This is a genomic window from Streptomyces sp. NPDC057280 (genome assembly GCF_042668605.1).
Lineage (GTDB): Bacteria > Actinomycetota > Actinomycetes > Streptomycetales > Streptomycetaceae > Streptomyces.
Genome location: NZ_JBHUYR010000007.1, coordinates 24848 through 41952, shown reverse-complemented (window position 1 = coordinate 41952; position 17105 = coordinate 24848). Strand labels below are relative to the sequence as shown.

15 protein-coding genes and 1 pseudogene are annotated in these 17105 nt (G+C 73.5%); 8 read left to right on the top strand and 8 right to left on the bottom strand.

Features of this window, described 5'->3' with window-relative positions; genetic code table 11:
* Window positions 1–7: 7 nt before the first annotated feature.
* Window positions 8–540, top strand: a pseudogene (locus ACFUO4_RS32545) (DUF3500 domain-containing protein).
* Here the strand turns inward: ACFUO4_RS32545 and ACFUO4_RS32540 are convergent.
* Window positions 541–1878, bottom strand: coding sequence for a hypothetical protein (locus tag ACFUO4_RS32540; protein ID WP_383491649.1), 1338 nt, complete (start codon window positions 1876–1878; stop codon window positions 541–543).
* A 114-nt stretch (window positions 1879–1992) separates the two neighbouring features.
* Here ACFUO4_RS32540 and ACFUO4_RS32535 point away from each other — a divergent pair, with 114 nt between their 5' ends.
* A complete protein-coding gene (locus tag ACFUO4_RS32535; protein WP_383491647.1) occupies window positions 1993–3234 on the top strand; it encodes a molybdopterin-dependent oxidoreductase in 1242 nt (413 codons plus the stop codon).
* A 310-nt stretch (window positions 3235–3544) separates the two neighbouring features.
* Here the strand turns inward: ACFUO4_RS32535 and ACFUO4_RS32530 are convergent, their stop codons facing one another.
* Genes ACFUO4_RS32530 through ACFUO4_RS32520 form a run of 3 tightly spaced genes read right to left on the bottom strand, consistent with a single transcriptional unit; the run spans window position 3545 to window position 5702 of the window.
* A complete protein-coding gene (locus ACFUO4_RS32530; RefSeq protein ID WP_079306001.1) occupies window positions 3545–4291 on the bottom strand; it encodes a bifunctional 2-polyprenyl-6-hydroxyphenol methylase/3-demethylubiquinol 3-O-methyltransferase UbiG in 747 nt (248 codons plus the stop codon).
* Window positions 4288–5013 carry a DUF2064 domain-containing protein gene (locus ACFUO4_RS32525; protein ID WP_383491645.1) on the bottom strand — a complete coding sequence of 242 codons (726 nt, stop codon included), beginning with the start codon at window positions 5011–5013 and terminating at the stop codon, window positions 4288–4290. The genes ACFUO4_RS32530 and ACFUO4_RS32525 overlap by 4 nt, the downstream gene beginning before the upstream one ends.
* Entirely contained in the window at window positions 5010–5702 is a 693-nt protein-coding gene (locus ACFUO4_RS32520) for a glycosyltransferase family 2 protein (protein ID WP_383491643.1), read from the bottom strand. Before ACFUO4_RS32520 ends, ACFUO4_RS32525 begins: the two co-directional genes overlap by 4 nt.
* A gap of 122 nt (window positions 5703–5824) precedes the next feature.
* Between ACFUO4_RS32520 and ACFUO4_RS32515 the strand changes: the two genes are divergently transcribed.
* Both ACFUO4_RS32515 and ACFUO4_RS32510 read left to right on the top strand, forming a co-directional pair.
* Complete coding sequence (locus ACFUO4_RS32515; RefSeq protein WP_079305999.1) at window positions 5825–6544, top strand: response regulator transcription factor; 720 nt, start codon at window positions 5825–5827, stop codon at window positions 6542–6544.
* The gene (locus ACFUO4_RS32510; RefSeq protein WP_383491641.1) at window positions 6541–7656 is read left to right on the top strand and encodes a sensor histidine kinase; all 1116 of its coding nucleotides are present in this window, start codon (window positions 6541–6543) and stop codon (window positions 7654–7656) included. The genes ACFUO4_RS32515 and ACFUO4_RS32510 overlap by 4 nt, the downstream gene beginning before the upstream one ends.
* 79 nt (window positions 7657–7735) lie before the next feature.
* Here ACFUO4_RS32510 and ACFUO4_RS32505 read toward each other — a convergent pair whose 3' ends face one another.
* The 4 genes from ACFUO4_RS32505 to ACFUO4_RS32490 all read right to left on the bottom strand — a co-directional run bounded on the left by ACFUO4_RS32505 (window position 7736) and on the right by ACFUO4_RS32490 (window position 12716).
* Window positions 7736–8734 carry an NAD-dependent epimerase/dehydratase family protein gene (locus ACFUO4_RS32505; protein ID WP_383491639.1) on the bottom strand — a complete coding sequence of 333 codons (999 nt, stop codon included), beginning with the start codon at window positions 8732–8734 and terminating at the stop codon, window positions 7736–7738.
* 93 nt (window positions 8735–8827) lie between these two features.
* On the bottom strand, window positions 8828–9595 hold the full coding sequence (locus ACFUO4_RS32500; RefSeq protein WP_383491637.1) for a polysaccharide deacetylase family protein: 768 nt from the start codon (window positions 9593–9595) through the stop codon (window positions 8828–8830).
* A gap of 107 nt (window positions 9596–9702) precedes the next feature.
* On the bottom strand, window positions 9703–11439 hold the full coding sequence (locus ACFUO4_RS32495; protein WP_383491635.1) for a methyltransferase: 1737 nt from the start codon (window positions 11437–11439) through the stop codon (window positions 9703–9705).
* 77 nt (window positions 11440–11516) lie between these two features.
* Complete coding sequence (locus ACFUO4_RS32490) at window positions 11517–12716, bottom strand: 4-hydroxybenzoate 3-monooxygenase (RefSeq protein WP_383491633.1); 1200 nt, start codon at window positions 12714–12716, stop codon at window positions 11517–11519.
* 154 nt (window positions 12717–12870) lie between these two features.
* On the opposite strand from ACFUO4_RS32490, the gene ACFUO4_RS32485 reads away from it, so the two are divergent.
* Genes ACFUO4_RS32485 through ACFUO4_RS32470 form a run of 4 tightly spaced genes read left to right on the top strand, consistent with a single transcriptional unit; the run spans window position 12871 to window position 17043 of the window.
* Window positions 12871–14181 carry an NAD(P)/FAD-dependent oxidoreductase gene (locus ACFUO4_RS32485; RefSeq protein ID WP_383491631.1) on the top strand — a complete coding sequence of 437 codons (1311 nt, stop codon included), beginning with the start codon at window positions 12871–12873 and terminating at the stop codon, window positions 14179–14181.
* Window positions 14182–14222: 41 nt separating this feature from the next.
* A complete protein-coding gene (locus ACFUO4_RS32480; RefSeq protein WP_383492243.1) occupies window positions 14223–14987 on the top strand; it encodes a DUF1365 domain-containing protein in 765 nt (254 codons plus the stop codon).
* A complete protein-coding gene (locus ACFUO4_RS32475; RefSeq protein WP_383491629.1) occupies window positions 14984–16243 on the top strand; it encodes a class I SAM-dependent methyltransferase in 1260 nt (419 codons plus the stop codon). Before ACFUO4_RS32480 ends, ACFUO4_RS32475 begins: the two co-directional genes overlap by 4 nt.
* Entirely contained in the window at window positions 16240–17043 is an 804-nt protein-coding gene (locus ACFUO4_RS32470; RefSeq protein WP_383491627.1) for a DUF1295 domain-containing protein, read from the top strand. Before ACFUO4_RS32475 ends, ACFUO4_RS32470 begins: the two co-directional genes overlap by 4 nt.
* Window positions 17044–17105 lie beyond the last annotated feature (62 nt).

Genomic DNA, 17105 nt, shown 5'->3' with positions numbered 1-17105 from the left:
CCTCGTCATCAACTACTTCGTCCTCGGCGACCAGGTCGTCGCCACCCCGACCTTCCGCGGCTCCGAGCCCACGAAGATCACGTACGACGGCGTCGACTACCACCTGTTCAGGGAGGAGACCGCCGCCGGCCTCAAGCTGCTGCGCTCCCTCACCGACACCCAGCTCGCCACCGCCGCCCCCGGCACCGCAAGCAGCAGAAGCTGCTCCTCGACCTCGTCGAGGTCTACACCGGCACCATCGACGACGGCCACTCCCGCGTCTGGCTGCGGGACATCGAGGAGCACCTCGACGACACGTACTTCTACTGGATCGGCGAGTCCGAGGACGACTCCGCGTTCTACTACCGCGTCCACAGCCCCGTCGTCCTGATCGAGTACGACGCCGAGTCCCCGCTCGCCTACCACGAGGACGGCGACACCAGCTCGGGCGGCCCCAACGGCACCCCCACCCAGCAGCACATCCACACCATCATCCGCACCCCCAACGGCAACGATTACGGCGTCGACCTCCTCAAGCTCCACCTGGAGACCGACCACTGATCACCACCCCGTGCGCAGCAGGTGGTTGAGGAGCAGCGCCAGCACCGCCTGCGCGGCCAGCCACGCGCGCGGGTGGGTGAGAAAGGCACCCGCCGGGAGCAGCCACACCGCGAACGGCAGCCAGATGCGTTCCGTCTCCGCCTTGCTCATGCCGGACAGGTCGGCGACCAGCAGGGCGAGCAGGGCGGCGGCCACGAGGAGCGCGAGACGCCGCGCTCCGGAGCGGTCGCCGCCCTCCCGTCGTACCAGCAGCACGGCACCGGTCCGGCGCAGGCCCGCCACCGTCGCCAGGCCGGTGATGAAGACCGTGCAGGCCAGGTTCGCCCACACCCAGTAGCCGTACGGGCGGATGCCGCCCGCTCCCTGGTCGTAGCGGGTGACCAGCAGGCGGTACGCCTCCCACCAGTCGAACCCGGCGAGCGTGAACAGGGTGGGGACCACGGCCAGTCCGGCGAGCAGCGGTAGCAGGAGCGCGGGGCGCGGGCGGGCCGGCAGGAGCACCGCCGCCGCGATCAGGGCGACGAGCGTGAGGCCGTAGGAGAGATAGCAGGTCAGGCCGAAGAGCAGGCCGGACGCGCCCGCGCACCACAGCGAGCCCCGTGTCACCGCCAGCGCCAGCAGCGCTACTGCCCAGGCCGCGACCGCGGCGAAGTACGCGTCCGCCGACGTGCCCATCCAGACCGCGGCCGGGGCCAGGACCAGGAAGGGGGCCGCCCGGCGGGCGAGGGTCTCGGAGGCGAGAGCGCGGATCGTGACCAGGACGGCCACGCACGCCGTCGCGCCGACCACGATGCACCACACCCCGGCCCAGCCGCCGCCTCGCAGCCCGATGCGGTCGAGGAGGACGAAGGTGAGGGTGGCGGCGGGCGGGTGGCCGGCAATGTGGGCGGGCCAGTGGTCGGGGGAGCCGAGGAGGATGTGGTCGGTGAAGGTGCGCAGGGTGGCCGGGATGTCGTCGAAGCGGTCGATGACCTGGAGATATTCGTAGCGGGTGGTCAGCCGGCGGGCGATGCCGCGGTGCCAGCCGTCGATCAGGGCGAGGGAGAAGATCCACGCCGTGGCCGTGCCCCAGGCCGCGGGCAGCAGCGCCCGCCAGGGGAGCCGGGCGGCGAGGGCGGGGCCGTAGGCGATGGTCGCGGCGGCGACGAGGACGGCCGCCGGGGTGCCGGGGCCGAGGTGCGGGTCCCCGTTGGCGAACAGCGGCGGCCAGCTCACGAAGAGCGTGTGGCGGGTGTCCTGGATGTGGCGGCCGACCAGTACGGCGGCCGTCACCAGCAGGGCCGCGGCACCGGCGGCGTACAGATCACGGCGGAGGGCGCGGGAGGGCGAGCGGGTCACGCCGGAGACGCTAGGCGGGGTGGCGGCCCGTGACCCGTCTCCCGGGCCGGACGTCAGCGTTTCGTCATGGGTCGCGCACCCTTTCTTGGGGTGGTCCCGGCCTACGGTCGGCCCATGCGAGACGATCCGCGGCTTCCTTCCACTCCCGGTTTCTGGCGCAGCCCGCTGCGCGGTCCCTGGTTCACCTCGGTGCTGGGCCTGGTCCTGCTCGTCGGCATCACGGTGCTGTTCGTGACGGGACTGCTCTCGTACGCCGCCTACAACCCGGACCTGTCGCCGGTGAACGACAAGACCCCGGACAAGGGTGTTCTCGGCTTCTATCTTTTTGCTTGGCCGACCCATCCGCACTGGCTGTACCGGCTCAACCAGGGCGTGCACGTCACGCTGGGGATCACGCTCATCCCCGTGCTGCTGGCCAAGCTGTGGTCGGTGGTGCCGAGACTGTTCACCTTGCCCCCCGCCCGCTCACTCGCCCACGCCCTGGAGCGGATCTCGCTGCTCCTCCTGGTCGGCGGCGGCCTGTTCGAGTTCGTCACGGGCGTCCTCAACGTCCAGCTCGACTACGTCTTCCCCGGCTCCTTCTACCCCCTGCACTTCTACGGCGCCTGGGTCTTCTTCGCCGCCTTCGTCGCGCACGCCTGCCTCAAACTCCCTGCGGCGCTACGGGCCTTGAGACACCTGCGGGACGAGCGGCCCGGCAGCGACCTCGTCTCCCCGCGTCCCGCCGCGCCGACCGTCTCCCGCCGGGGTGCGCTGTGGTTCGTCGGGGGCGGCTCGCTGCTGCTCTTCGTCACCACCGTCGGCCAGACCCTCGGCGGCCCCCTGCGCCGCACCGCCCTCCTCGCCCCGCACGGCGGCAGCGACCCCGGCACCGGCCCGAACGGCTTCCAGATCAACAAGACGGCCGCCTACGCCGGGATCTCCGCGAGCGAGACCAGCGCGGAGGCATGGCGCCTCGTCGTCACCGGCCGCACCGGCACCGTCCGGCTGAGCCGCGCCGACTTGCTCCAACTCCCGCTGCACAGCGCCGCGTTGCCCATCGCCTGCGTGGAGGGCTGGTCGACCTCGGACCAGTGGTGGCGCGGGGTGCGGCTGCGGGACCTCGCGGCTTTGGTCGGCTACGACCGTGACGATCCGCCGGACGTGTTCGTGGAGTCGCTGCAACGCCACGGCGCCTTCCGCCGCGCCGCCCTGCGCGCCAACCAGGTCGCCGACCCGCGATCCCTCCTCGCCCTCTACGTCAACGGCGAGGAACTGTCCCCCGACCACGGCCACCCGGCCCGTGTCATCGTGCCCGCGGCACCCGGTGTGCTGAACACCAAGTGGGTGGCCCGGCTGACCTTCGGAGACCTGTGATGCGCAAGCTGGTTGTCGGCAGCCCGCTTCAGATCCTGTTGCTGGCCTGCTCGTTCGCGCTCGCCGCCTACGCCGGGGTACGGCTGCTCGCCGACGACTGGTTCGGGGTGGCGCTGTGGCTGGTGGGGGCGGCGCTGCTGCACGACCTCGTGCTGCTGCCGGTCTACGCGGTCGCGGACCGGGTGGTCGTACGGGGGCTCGGCGCGGCCGGTCGCCGGGAGTGGACGATGTACGTCCGGGTACCGGCCGCGTTGTCCGGGCTGCTGCTCCTCGTGTGGTTCCCGCTGATCAGCGGGATGGTGGACCGGCGTTACCGGTCCGCGACGGCGCTGTCCCCGGACGGCTTCCTCGGGCGCTGGCTGCTGATCACGGCCGTCCTGTTCGGCGGTTCCGCGCTGCTGCTCGCGCTGCGGGTCCGCAGGGCGACGAAGCTGCGTCCGCCGGCCGACCACTGACGTTCCCGCTCCCAGCCGCGCGCGTGGCGCAGCAACGCCGGGGTGCCCAGGCGCGCCCAGGGGAAGGGAGCGCCGGTGGTGGTGCGGGCGTCGGTGAGGTGGACGTGGACGCGCTCGTCGACGTCCACCGGTGCCGTTTCGGCGATCAACAGGCCGCCGGGCTTGAGGAGTTGGGCCACTCGGTCGAGCAGGGCGCTCGGATCGCCGCCGATGCCGACGTTGCCGTCCATGAGGAGCACCGTGTCCCAGCGGGCCTCGCCGGGGAGCGGCTCGAAGACGGAGCGGCGCAGGGCTTGCCCGCCGAGGCGGAGGGTGTGGGCGACGGCGGCCTCGCTGACGTCGATGCCGAGCGCTGCGCGGGCTTGTGCGGCGAGTTCGGCGACGAGGCGGCCCGGGCCGCAGCCGACGTCCAGGACGGTGCCTTCGCAGTGGGCCAGTACGTCGAGGTCCACGGCGTCGGCGCGGGCGCACCAGCGTTCCACTTCCAGGGGGAGGAGCCAGCCGTCGGTTCGGCGGAGGAAGAGGGGGCCGTGGCCGGTGCGGAGGGCTTGTGCGTAGGGGTCGGCTGTGGCCCAGGCGAGGGTGGTGGGCGGGCTGGTCATCGTTTGGCTGCGGGTCGGTGGGGGCTGGTCGCGCCCCGCGGCGGAGCCGCAGATTGATACAGCCCCGCGCCCCTAGGTGCGCTGCGGTGGTCGCCGGCCGATGAGCCACCCGGCGCAAGAGCCCCGTAGCCCGCCAGCCTCGCCGCGAACCGGCCGTGTGGAGCCAGCTCCGCCACCGCCTCTGCATCTCTCGCCGTGTCCACATCCCTCAGCGGCGGCAGATCCCGTACCCGCAACCCCGCCGCCACCAGCCGCTCCCTTTGCACAGCCCCCGTCCTCGGCGTCGACATCGGGACCCCCAGGAGCAGCCCCGGATCGGGAGTCGCCAAGCCCAGCGCCCAGAAGCCCCCGTCCTCCGCCGGACCGAAATACGCGTCGCAGTCCGCGAAGTCCACGGTCAGCAGCTGCGGCGTCACCTGCGGGGTGTCCATGCCGATCAGCAGGGTCGGGCCGTCGGCGCGGGCGAAGGCGTGGGCCAGGCGTTCGTCGAGGCCGCCCGCGCACTGGCGGACGACCTCGAAGCCGGGCGGCAGCCAGGGCCCGGGCTCGCCGGCGAGGACCAGGACTCTGCGGTCGGCCGGGGTCGCCGCCACCGTGTGCAGGGTGTCGGCGAGGGACGCCTCCGCGAGGGCGGCCGCCTCCTCGGGGGTGAACGGTGGCGTCAGCCGGGTCTTCACCCGGCCCGGCACCGGTTCCTTGGCGATGACGAGCAGCGTGGTCACCGTACGGCCCTCCCCGCGGTCGGAGCCTCGCCGAGGACGCGGCTCATGTCACGTACCGCCTGCCAGGTGCCGCGCCAGGTGCCCGTCACCTTCGAGGCGCCGGTGCGCGGCAGGTAGGGCACGTCGTGCTCGGTGATCCGCCAGCCGGCGTCGGCGGCGCGGACGACCATTTGCAGCGGGTAGCCGCTGCGCCGGTCCGTGAGGCCGAGGGCGAGCAGGGGCTCGCGGCGGGCGGCGCGCAGGGGGCCGAGGTCGTGCAGACGCAGGCCGGTGCGGCGGCGCAGCATGCGGGCGAGGGCGAGGTTGCCGGCGCGGGCGTGCGCGGGCCAGGCGCCGCGGGCCTGGGGGCGCCGTCGGCCGAGGACCAGGTCGGCCTCCTTCTCCTGGACTTCGCGGACGAAGGGGATGAGGAGGCCGGGGTCGAGGGAGGCGTCGCAGTCGCAGAAGCAGACCACCTCGGCGGTGGCAGCGGTCAGGCCGGCGTGGCAGGCGGCGCCGAAGCCGCGGCGCGGCTCGTGCACGACGGTCGCGCCGAGACTGCGGGCGAGGTCGGGGGAGCCGTCGGTGGAACCGTTGTCGACGACGAGGGCGCGCCAGCCCGCCGGAATCCGGCTCAGCACCCAGGGCAGGGCCTCGGCCTCGTCCAGGCAGGGCAGCACCACGTCGACGTCGGAAGGTGTCGTCGTCACGGTTTCACCCTACGAACGCGAATCAGGCATATCGGACTCCTGCTCCTTACGAAACGCGGACGTCCGAGGCCGGGGCACCCTCGGACACGGCATCGGCGGGCGCGTGGTGCCAGGCTGGAGGCATGCAGCAGCCGAATGTGGACGGTGGTCCCTCCCGGATCCTCGTCGTGGACGACGATCCGACCGTGGCCGAGGTCGTCGCCGGGTACCTGGACCGCGCGGGATACCTGGTCGACCGGGCCGACGACGGGCCCACGGCCCTCGCCCGCGCCGCCGCCCACCGGCCCGACCTGGTCGTCCTGGACCTGATGCTGCCCGGCATGGACGGCCTGGAGGTGTGCCGCCGGATGCGCGGCCACGGCCCGGTGCCGGTCATCATGCTCACCGCCCGGGGCGACGAGGACGACCGCATCCTGGGCCTGGAGGTCGGCGCCGACGACTACGTCACCAAGCCCTTCAGCCCCCGTGAGCTGGTGCTGCGGGTGGAGTCGGTGCTGCGCCGCAGCAGGCCCGCGCCCTCGGGGCAGCGGCTGGGCGCGGCCGGTCTCGCCGTGGACCCCGAGGCCCGCCGGGCGACCAAGAACGACTCCGAACTCGCCCTCACTCTCCGCGAGTTCGACCTGCTGGCCTTCTTCCTGCGGCACCCCGGGCGGGCGTTCGCCCGGGAGGACCTGATGCGGGAGGTGTGGGGCTGGGACTTCGGCGACCTGTCGACCGTCACCGTCCACGTCCGCCGCCTGCGCGGCAAGATCGAGGACGACCCGGCCCGCCCCCGGCTGATCCAGACGGTGTGGGGCGTGGGCTACCGCTTCGACCCCACGGGCACGGAGGAGGCCTCGTGAACGACACCCTCCTCATCGCCCTGTACGCGTTCCTCGGCGCCGCGGGCACCGGGCTGGCCGGGGCCGTCGTGCTGCGGGTGGTCCGGCACCGCTCGCTGACCGTGTCCATGGCCGTGGTGGCGGCCGTCGGAGTGGTGGCGATGCTGGCCGGGACCCTCGCCGTCGCCTGGGCGATGTTCCTGTCCCCGCACGACCTGACCGTGGTCACGACGGTCGTGGCGATGGCGGCCGTGGTCTCCCTCGCCACCGCGTTCCTGCTGGGCCGATGGGTCGTCGCCCGCAGCCGCGAGCTCGCGGTCGCGGCCCGCTCCTTCGGGGACGGCGGCAGCTTCGCGGCCCCCTCCGTCCCGGCGACGGCCGAACTGGAGTCGCTGAGCCGGGAGTTGGCCGCCACCAGCGCCCGTCTGGCCGAATCCCGCGAACGTGAGCGGGCGTTGGAGACGTCCCGGCGTGAACTGGTCGCCTGGATCTCGCACGACCTGCGCACCCCGCTGGCCGGTCTGCGCGCGATGTCGGAGGCGCTGGAGGACGGGGTCGCCGCCGACCCCGACCGCTACCTCCGCCAGATCCGCACCGAGGTCGAGCGCCTCAACGACATGGTCGGCGACCTCTTCGAGCTCTCCCGCATCCACGCCGGCACGCTGCCGCTGTCGTACGCCCGGATCTCCCTCTACGACCTGATCGGCGACGCCCTCGCGGGCGCCGACCCGCTGGCCCGGGAGCTGGGCGTACGGCTGGTGGGCGACCGCATCGAGCCGGTGCCGGTGGAGGTGGACGGCAAGGAGATGAGCCGGGTCCTCGGCAACCTGCTGGTCAACGCCATCCGCCGGACCCCGGCCGACGGCACGGTCGCGGTGGCCGCGGAACGCGCCCCCGACGGCGCCGTCGTCGTCTCCGTCACGGACGGCTGCGGCGGCATCCCCGAGGAGGACCTGCCCCGCGTCTTCGACACCGGCTGGCGCGGCACCCACGCCCGCACGCCTCCGGCGGGGGCGGGCCTGGGCCTGGCGATCGTGCGGGGGATCGTGGAGGCCCACCAGGGCCGGGCAACTGTACAGAACATCCCGGGGGGCTGCCGTTTCGAGGTAACACTACCGACGGCGACTTCCTGAGTCGGGGCACTGCAACGCCGTTTGGGGGCGCGGGGAACTGCGCGCCCAGCCACAGCGAACCCGCACTCGAAAACGGTCTTCACCCACCGTTTCTGCCCGCCGCGAACTCCGCCATCCCCTCCCGGAACCCGACCTCCGCCTTCCACCCCAACTCCCCCCGCAGCCGCGCCGAGTCCGCGGTGATGTGCCGGACGTCCCCCAGGCGGTACTCCCCGGTGACGACCGGCGCGGGCCCACCGCAGGCGTCGGCGAGCGCACAGGCCATCTCCCCCACGGTGTGCGGCTCACCACTGCCGGTGTTGTACGCGACGAGCACCCCCGAGTCCGAACCCCCTTCCAGAGCAACCACGTTGGCGGCGGCCACGTCCCGCACATGCACGAAGTCCCGCCGCTGGAGCCCGTCCTCGAAAACGCGGGGCGCCTCACCACGAGCCAGCGCGGACCGGAAGAACGAGGCGACGCCCGCGTACGGCGTATCGCGCGGCATCCCCGGCCCGTACACGTTGTGGTAGCGCAAGGAAACCGCCGACCCACCGGTACACCGGGCCCACGCGGCGGCCAGATGCTCCTGCGCGAGCTTGGTGGTGGCGTACACGTTCCGTGGATCGACGGCCGCGTCCTCCCCGACGAGCCCGGGCACGAGGTCGGCCCCGCACACCGGGCACAGCGGCTCGAACCGCCCCGCGTCGAGGTCGCTCACGGCCCGCGGCCCGGGCCGCACCACCCCGTGCCGGGGACACTCGTACCGCCCCTCCCCGTACACGACCATCGACCCGGCCAGCACCAGCCGCCGCACGCCCGTCTCCGCCATGGCGGCGAGCAGCACGGCGGTGCCGAGGTCGTTGTGGGAGACGTAGTCCGCGGCGTCGGCGACCCCGTTCCCGAGCCCGACCATGGCGGCCTGGTGGCAGACGGCGTCGACACCGCGCAACGCCCGCCGGACACCGTCCGGGTCCCGCACATCGGCACCCGGATCGACCCGGACGTCGTACACGACCGCCTCGTGCCCGCGCGCGCTCAGCGCCGCGACAACCTGTGACCCGATGAACCCGGCACCGCCGGTGACCAGTACACGCATACGGCCACGCTAGGTCCGCACGGGTACGCGGCCAGGGGAGCGCGCGGGTACGTCATGACTCCGTAAGGGGTTCAGCGCAGGTTCAGTGCCGGTTCAGCGCACCGGGAAGCCGAAGCTGTACCCCTGCTCCTTCAGCCAGGGCAGGACCTGGCGCAGGGCCGCCACCGTCTGGGAGCGGTCGCCGCCGGCGTCGTGGAAGAGGACGGTCGGGCCGCCTGCGATCTCCTGCTGGACCGTGGTGACGATGGCCGCCGTGCCGGGGCGTTCGAAGTCCTTGGTGTCCACGTTCCAGCCGAGCGGGCGCATGCCGTGGGAGGCGGCGAGCTTGCGGCTGTACGGGGTGAAGGCGCCGCCGGGAGCGCGGTAGTACATGGGGCGTACACCGCCGGACGCCTCGGTGATCATGCGTTCGGCGTCGAGGATCTGCTGGGACTGATAGGCCTCGGACTTCTTGTCCATGGTGGTGTCGTGGGACACCGAGTGGTCGCACAGCCGGTGGCCGGCCGCGACGACCTTCTTCACCAGGTCCGGGTGGGCCTGGGCCTGCGTCCCCACCATGCAGAACGTGGCCTTCACCCCGTACTGCGCGAGCACGTCCAGCACTTGGGGGGTCCACTCCGGGTCGGGGCCGTCGTCGATGGTGATGTTGACGCCGCGCGGGCCCTTGTCGGAGGCGTGCACGATGGTCACGTCCACCGGCTTCACGGCCGCCGGCTTCGCGGGCGCGCTCGCCTTCGGCGACGAGCCCACGGCACCGGCCTGCGCGGTCCACATCGAGGCGCCGGTGGCCAGGATCGTCACCCCGAGCGCCGCCCCGACGACCTTGCCGTACCAGCCCCGCCCAGCACCGTGCCGCGCCATGTCCGCCCCACTCTCCCGCAGTTGCTCGCCCGACCCTCGCATGGCAGGACGGGCAACGGCGGCCCCAGGATCCGTCCGTTACCGATCACGGACAATTCCGGGGAAGTTCACGGACAACCGAGGGGTGCCGAGGACGACGTCGTCGCCGGTGCCGCCACCGCCTGCGCCTTGCGGACGTGCAGCACATAGCCGTCCAGGGGCAGCGGGGAGCGGTCCACCAGCGTGAGGCCGGCGTCGGCGAACAGTCGGGCGTAGTGGTCAAAGCGGCGCTCGCGGCCGCCGACGTTGCACATCATGTGGAGATCCCAGGCGGTGGCCAGGGACACCGAGCCGTCGTCGGGCAGGACGCGCTCGATGACGAGCAGATCGGCGTGGGCGGGCATCGCGCGGGCGCAGTGGCGGAGGATCTCGCGGCAGCGCTCGTCGTCCCAGTCGTGCAGGACGCGGGAGAGGACGTAGACGTCACCGCCCGCCGGCACGTCCGCGAAGTCACCGGTCAGGAAGGTGCACCGGGTGTCGTGGCCGGCCTGCTCGAACCGGTGGCGGGCGGCCGCCACGGCGTGCGGCCGCTCCAGCAGGATCCCCCTCAGGCGCGGGTGCGCGGCCAGGACGCGGCCGAGCAACTCCCCGTTGCCGCCCGCGACATCGACCACCGTCGCCCCGGCGGCGGACCCGGCCGCGGCGGTGAGCACCGGGTGCGCGGGGACCGGGTCGAACATGGCGGAGCCGGCGGCCATCGACTGGTCGAAGAGGTCGGCGAGGTGGGGGTCGCGCGCGAAGTGGTCGAAGTGGTTCTCGCCGTAGACGTGCTCGAAGGCGGGCTCGCCCGTGCGTACGGTGTGCCCGAGCTCGCCGAAGGACCGGTAGAACGGGCCGCCGTACATCAGCGCCAGCGCCCGCATCGACCCCGGGGCGTCGCCGCGCAGCAGCCTGCCCGGACCGGTGAGGCGGAAGCCGTCGCGGTCCTCCGCCACCGCGCCCAGCATCACGAGATAGCGCAGCAGCGTCGCCAGGTTCTCCGGCCGCGCGCCGACCCTCCGCGCCAACTCCCCGGTCGGCGTGCCCCGTTCGCCGTCCATCGCGTCGGGCACCCGGAGCCGGACGAACGTGGCCAGGGCCTGTGTCGTCCATGCCCCGGTCAGCAGGCGCAGGACCGTTTCCGCGGGGTGCCGGGCGCGGTACTCGTCGAGATGCGCGGCCAGCAGGTCGCGGTGGTCGCCGGGGACGTACAGCTCCATGCGCCGGTACCCGGTCTTGCCTTCGGCGGGCGTGCCGAAATAGAAGACCGTGCCGTTCTCGTGCGGGTTGTAGCCGCCGCCGTCCGGGACGGCCCCGTACCGCGCGAAGCTCGCGCACAGCCCGCGCAGCACCAGCGGATCAGGCGCTACGACGTCGAAGGCGACGTGCGCCTCGTGCTGGCCCTCCCGCTCGGCCGCGGCGATCGCCTCCAGCCCCGAGCCCGGCGGCACGGTCAGCGCGAACACCTCGACCGTCCGGCGCGCTCCGTCCCCGCCGGTCACCCGGGGGCGCAGGATGCCGACGTCCAGCTCGGCGGCCGGCCGCCGGTGCCGCAGGGCCAGCCGCTCGCGTACGACGACACTCGGCCGCGGCGGTGCCCCGGCGGCCAGCCCGCAGTCGGCGAGCATCGCCGCCAACTCCCTGTCGTCCGAGGGGAAGACGAGGAGCGCGGCGTGCGAGAAGCGGCACTGCTCGGCGACGCTGCGCAGCTCGGGGCCGTCGAGGCCGGGAAGGAGGAGCGGGAGCAGCGTGGTGGTGTCGTGCTCCTGGACGAAGTCGACCGTGGCGGACAGGCGGGACGTTTCGCCTGACAACGTCGTGATCATGGGGGGAGTCCTCAATAGGGGAGAGGGGAGAGGGGAGAGGGGAGAGGGGAGAGGGGAGGGGAAAGGAACGGGCGGGGTCACACGCCGACGTAGTGCTCGGCGAACCAGTCCTGTCGGCTGCGGGACGTACGCAGCGAGGAGAGGCGGGACTGCCGTAGCGCCTCATGGAACGGCGAGGGCCGGTCCGCACCGGACGGGCCGTGCAGCAGCGCGATCATCCAGTGCGAGAACTCCTGCGCCCGCCAGATGTGCGTCAGGCACCGTGCGGAGTAGGCGTCGAGCCCTTCGGCGTCACCGTGGCGGAGGTCGTCGATCAGGGCGCGGGCGAGGAGCTCCGCCTCCAGTACGGCGAGATTGGCGCCCTTGGCGGCGGACGGGCTGATGAGGGCGGCGGCGTCGCCCGCCAGGAACAGCGATCCGTGGCGCAGCGGTTCGAGCACGTCGGACTCCAGGTCGACGACCGTCCGCTGGACGACCGGCCCCCGGTGCAGCGGGCCGTACTCCTTCGTCCGCATCCGCAGTGCCAGCTCGTCCCAGATCCGCTCCTCGGACCAGGCCCCGGCCGGGGTCCCGCGCTCGCACTGCACGTAGTAGCGGGTGATCTCGCTGGTGCGCGCCATGTGCCCGGCGAAGCCGCGCTCGTGCACCGCGTATCCGACGGCGTCCAGGCTGGGCGGCGCCTCGGCGAGCAGTCCGAGCCAGGTGACGCCGTGGGCGCAGTCGTAGCGGCGCACCGAGCCGGGCGGCAGCGACCGCCGGGCCGCACCGTGCCGCCCGTCGCACCCGGCGACGTACCGCGCCCGCCGCCGGCCCGGCCGGCCGTCGGCCTCGCGCACGGTCACCGAGGGGCTGCCGGTGTCGGGGTCGACGACGGCCACCGCCTCGGTGCCGAACTCGACCCGGCCGCCCCGGTCCAGGAAGCGGGTCAACAGGTCGGTGACCAGCAGCTGTTGGGGGTAGACGGTGTGCCGCTCGCCGCGTCCGAGCCCGCTGTAGTCCAGCCGGAACCGGCCGTCCTCGGTGCGGAACTCGCAGGTGCTGTGGGCCTGTCCGTGCCGGCGCAGCCCCTCGGCCAGCCCGTGCCGCTCCAGGATCCGTACGGTGTGGGCGGCCAGGAACCCGGCACGCGCCCGCGTCTGGACGTGCGTGCGCCCGGCCCGCTCCAGGACGACGCAGTCGATCCCGGCGTCCTGGAGGAGATTGCCGAGCACGAGCCCGGCCGGCCCGGCACCGAGGACGAGGACCTCGGCCGTACCGCCGTTCTTCCTGTCTGTCACGAGACGGGATGTTAAGTGGCCACAAGATCACCACTTGACCGAATTCACCTGAATGCGGCGCCTGACGCGATGACCGCCGGTCGGGCCAATCCATCGCCCGAGCAGCTCCGGATCACAGGTGACAGCCCTGATGACGGCTCGCGGAAGGACAGAGATGACGCGTACATCCCCGGCGGTGTCCCCTGCGCCGGAGAGGGCGAGGGGGGTGCGGCGTACGGCCGTGCTGGGTGCCGGGGTGGCCGGACTGACCGCCGCCCACCTCCTGGCCCGCACCCGCCACGTCACCCTCTACGAGGCCGACGACCGGCTCGGCGGGCACGCCCACACCCACGAGCTGACCTCGGCGTACGACGGGCGGACGCGCCGCGTCGACTCCGGGTTCATCGTCCACAACCGCCGCACCTACCCGCACTTGCTGCGGCTCTTCGACGAACTCGGCGTCACCACGCAGGAGTCGGAGATGAGCATGTCCGTGCGGTGCGAGGGGTGCGGCCTCGAGTACGCCGGTGCCCGTGGCCCGGCCGGGCTGTTCGCGCAGCCCCGCAACCTGCTGCGCGGCCCCTATCTGCGGCTCCTGTCGGAGGTCCCGGCCTTCCACCGGGCGGCCCGGCGACTGCTGGCCGAGGGTGGTGAAGACACCCTGACCCTGGGCGGGTTCCTCGACCGGCACGGCTTCTCCGCCTACTTCCGCGCCCACTTCACGACCCCGGTCGTGTCGGCCGTGTGGTCCTGCGACGCCGCGACCGCGCAACGCTACCCGGCGGCCTATCTGTTCCGGTTCCTGGAGCACCACGGCATGCTGTCGGTCGGCGGCTCACCGGTGTGGCGCACGGTGCGCGACGGCTCGCGCACGTACGTCGACCGGATCGCCGAACGCCTCCCCGAGATCCGCACCGGCACCCCCGTACGGGCCGTGCGCCGCCACGCCGACGGGGCGGAGGTGACGGCCGACGACGGGACGACCGCGTCCTACGACTCCGTGGTGATCGCGGTCCACCCCGACCAGGCGCTGCGGCTGCTCGCCGACGCCACCCCGCAGGAGAAGGAGGTCCTCGGCGCCTTCCGCTACTCCCGCAACTCCACGCTCCTGCACACCGACACCGGCCTGCTGCCGCGCGCCCGCGGGGCCCGGGCCTCGTGGAACTACCTGATGCCGGCGTGCGAGGCGGGCGCCGACCGGGTGCGGGTCAGCTACGACATGAACCGGCTGCAACGCCTCGACGCCGCCGAGACATACGTGGTCACGCTGGGCGGCGACGACCGTGTCGACCCCGGCCGGGTGCTGGCCCGGATGGTGTACGAGCACCCCGTCTACACCCCGGAGTCGGTGGCCGCCCAGCACCGGCTGCCCGAACTGAACAGCCCGGTCTGCGCGTTCGCGGGCGCCTACCACGGCTGGGGTTTCCACGAGGACGGCTGCCGCTCCGGCGCCGAGGCGGCGGCGACCCTGGGGGAGCCGTGGTAATCCCGGACCCCACCTCCACCACCCCCGCACCTGCCGACCGCGTGTCCGCCGCCCCGGTATCCCCCGCCCGCGCCAGCCCCGTACCCGCCCTGTACCCCTGCACGATCACCCACGTCCGCACCACCCCCCGGCGCTACACGCTGCGGCACCGCACCTATCTGTGGCTCATCGATCCCGACCGGCCGCCCCGGCTGCCCCGGGCGCTGCGAGGGCTCGCCCGGTTCGATCCGCGGGATCACTTCACCGGGGACCGGACCTCGGTCCGTGCCGGGCTCGACGACTTCCTCGCCGGCCACGGCATCCGCCTGGACGGCGGGCGGGTGCTGATGCTGACGCAGGCCCGGGTGTTCGGGTACGTCTTCAACCCGCTCACCCTCTACTGGTGCCACGGCCCCGACGGCCGCCTGCGCTGTGTGGTCGCCGAGGTGCACAACACCTACGGCGGCCGGCACTGCTACCTGCTGCACCCGGACACGGCCGGGACCGCACGCGCCGACAAGCGCTTCTACGTCTCGCCGTTCTTCCCGGTCGACGGCGGCTACCGCATGCGCGTCCCGCCGCCGGACCACCGCCTCGACCTGACCGTGCACCTGGACCGCGAGGGCGGCCGGGCCCTGACCGCGACGGTGCGCGGCACCCGGCGCGCGGCGAGCGGCGCGGCGCTGCTGCGACTGGCGCTGCGCCACCCCTGGGCCCCGCTCCTCGCCTCCGCCGCCATCCGCGTCCACGGCATACGCCTCTACCTGCGAGGGCTGCCCGTCCAGCCCCGCCCCCATGACCACCGCACACCGGAGAACGCCCCGTGAGAGCAGCAGAACCCCGCACGGCCCCGCAGAGGCCCGCCCTCGCCGTCGACCCCGTCCGCTGGCCGGACGTCGCGCACGTCCCACGCGTCTCGTGGCCCCGTGTCGCGGTGACCGAGGCCGTCGTCCGCAGGGCGCTGCGGGAACTGCCGTTGCGGGCCAGGTTCGCCGGCGGGCCCACGCTCGGCCGGGGCGGCCCGCTGCTGGACGTGCGCGACGCGAACGCCTTCCACACCCGGCTCGGCGCACAGGGCCTGGTCGGCTTCGGCGAGTCGTACATGGCACGCGAGTGGGACGCCCCCGACCTGGTGGGCGTGCTGACGGTGCTCGCCGCACACACCGCCGATCTCGTCCCGGCCCCGCTGCAACGCCTGCGCCGCCTCTGGGCGCTGCGGCAGCCGGAGGGCGAGCGCAACACCCCGGACGGTGCCCGCGCCAACATCGGCCGTCACTACGACCTGTCCAACGACCTGTTCGCCCTGTTCCTCGACGACACCCTCACCTACTCCGCCGCCCTCTTCCGGGGCTTCCCGGCCAACTGGGACCTGCTCGGGGCGGCCCAGCACCGCAAGATCGACCGGCTCCTCGACCTGGCCGCCGTGGGCGAGGGCACCCGGCTGCTGGAGATCGGCACCGGCTGGGGCGAACTGGCCCTGCGCGCCGCGGCACGCGGCGCCCGGGTCACCTCGCTCACCCTCTCCCGCGAACAGCAGGCCCTCGCACGGGAGCGGGTGCGCGCGGCGGGCCTCTCCGACCGGGTCTCGATCGAGCTGTGCGACTACCGCGAGGCCCGCGGGGAGTACGACGCGGTCGTCAGCGTGGAGATGATCGAGGCGGTCGGCGCCGAGTTCTGGCCGGTGTACTTCCGCGCCCTGGACGAGCGGCTGGTCCCCGGCGGCCGGGCGGCGCTCCAGGCCATCACCATGCCGCACGAGCGGATGCTCGCGACCCGGGACGGCTTCACCTGGATCCACAAGTACGTCTTCCCCGGCGGTCAGATCCCGTCCACGCGGGCCGTCGAGGAGTGCGTCCGCGACCACACCGGGCTGACCGTCGCCCGCCGTGACGCGTACGGCGCGCACTACGCCGAGACGCTGCGCCTGTGGCGGGAGCGGTTCACCGAGCGGGCCGACGAGGTCGAGGCGCTGGGCTTCGACGAGACGTTCCGCCGCCTGTGGACCTTCTACCTCGCCTACTCCGAGGCCGGTTTCCGCTCCGGCTACCTCGACGTCCACCACTACCTGCTCGCCAAGCCATGAACGACTTCCCGTGGGGCGCCTTCGCCCTCAACCTCGCCCTCGCCGCCGCCGCGGCGCTCGCCGTCATGCTCGGCACGTTCGCGGTGGCCGTCCGCAGGGGCGTGCACCGGATCGTGGACGTCGCCTGGGGCGTCGCCTTCACGGCCGTCGCCGTCGTCACCTTCGCCGCCTCCTCCGGGGACGGGGACCCGGCCCGCCGGACCCTGGTCACCGCCCTGACCGCCGTGTGGGGGCTGCGGCTGGCCGTGCACATCGCCCGGCGCGGTCGCGGCCACGGCGAGGACCCGCGCTACGAGGCGATGCTGGCCAAGGCCCCCGGCAGCCGCAACGCGTACGCCCTGCGGTCCGTCTACCTCCTGCAGGGCGGCCTGGTGTGGCTGGTGTCCCTGCCGGTCCAGGCCGCGCAGTACGTGCCCGGCGACCTGTCCCCGCTCGCCCTCGCCGGTACGGCGCTGTGGGCGGTCGGGCTCTGCTTCGAGGCGGTCGGCGACGCCCAGCTCGCCCGGTTCAAGGCGGATCCCGCCCACCGCGGCCGGATCATGGACCGGGGCCTGTGGGCGTGGACGCGGCACCCCAACTACTTCGGCGACTTCTGCGTCTGGTGGGGCCTGTACCTGCTGGCCTGCGACGAGCCCGCGGCGGCGGCCGTGTCCCTCGTCTCCCCGGTGGTGATGAGCCTGCTGCTGACGAAGGGCAGCGGGAAACGCCTGCTGGAACGGCACCTGCGCGACCGCCCGGGCTATGCCGAGTACACGGCCCGTACCAGTGGCTTCTTCCCCCGCCCGCCCAAGTCGCGGTGAACTGGGGGCAGCGGCCCGCCGCTGACCGTCGACCGTCGACCGTCGACCGTCGGAGCAAGGAG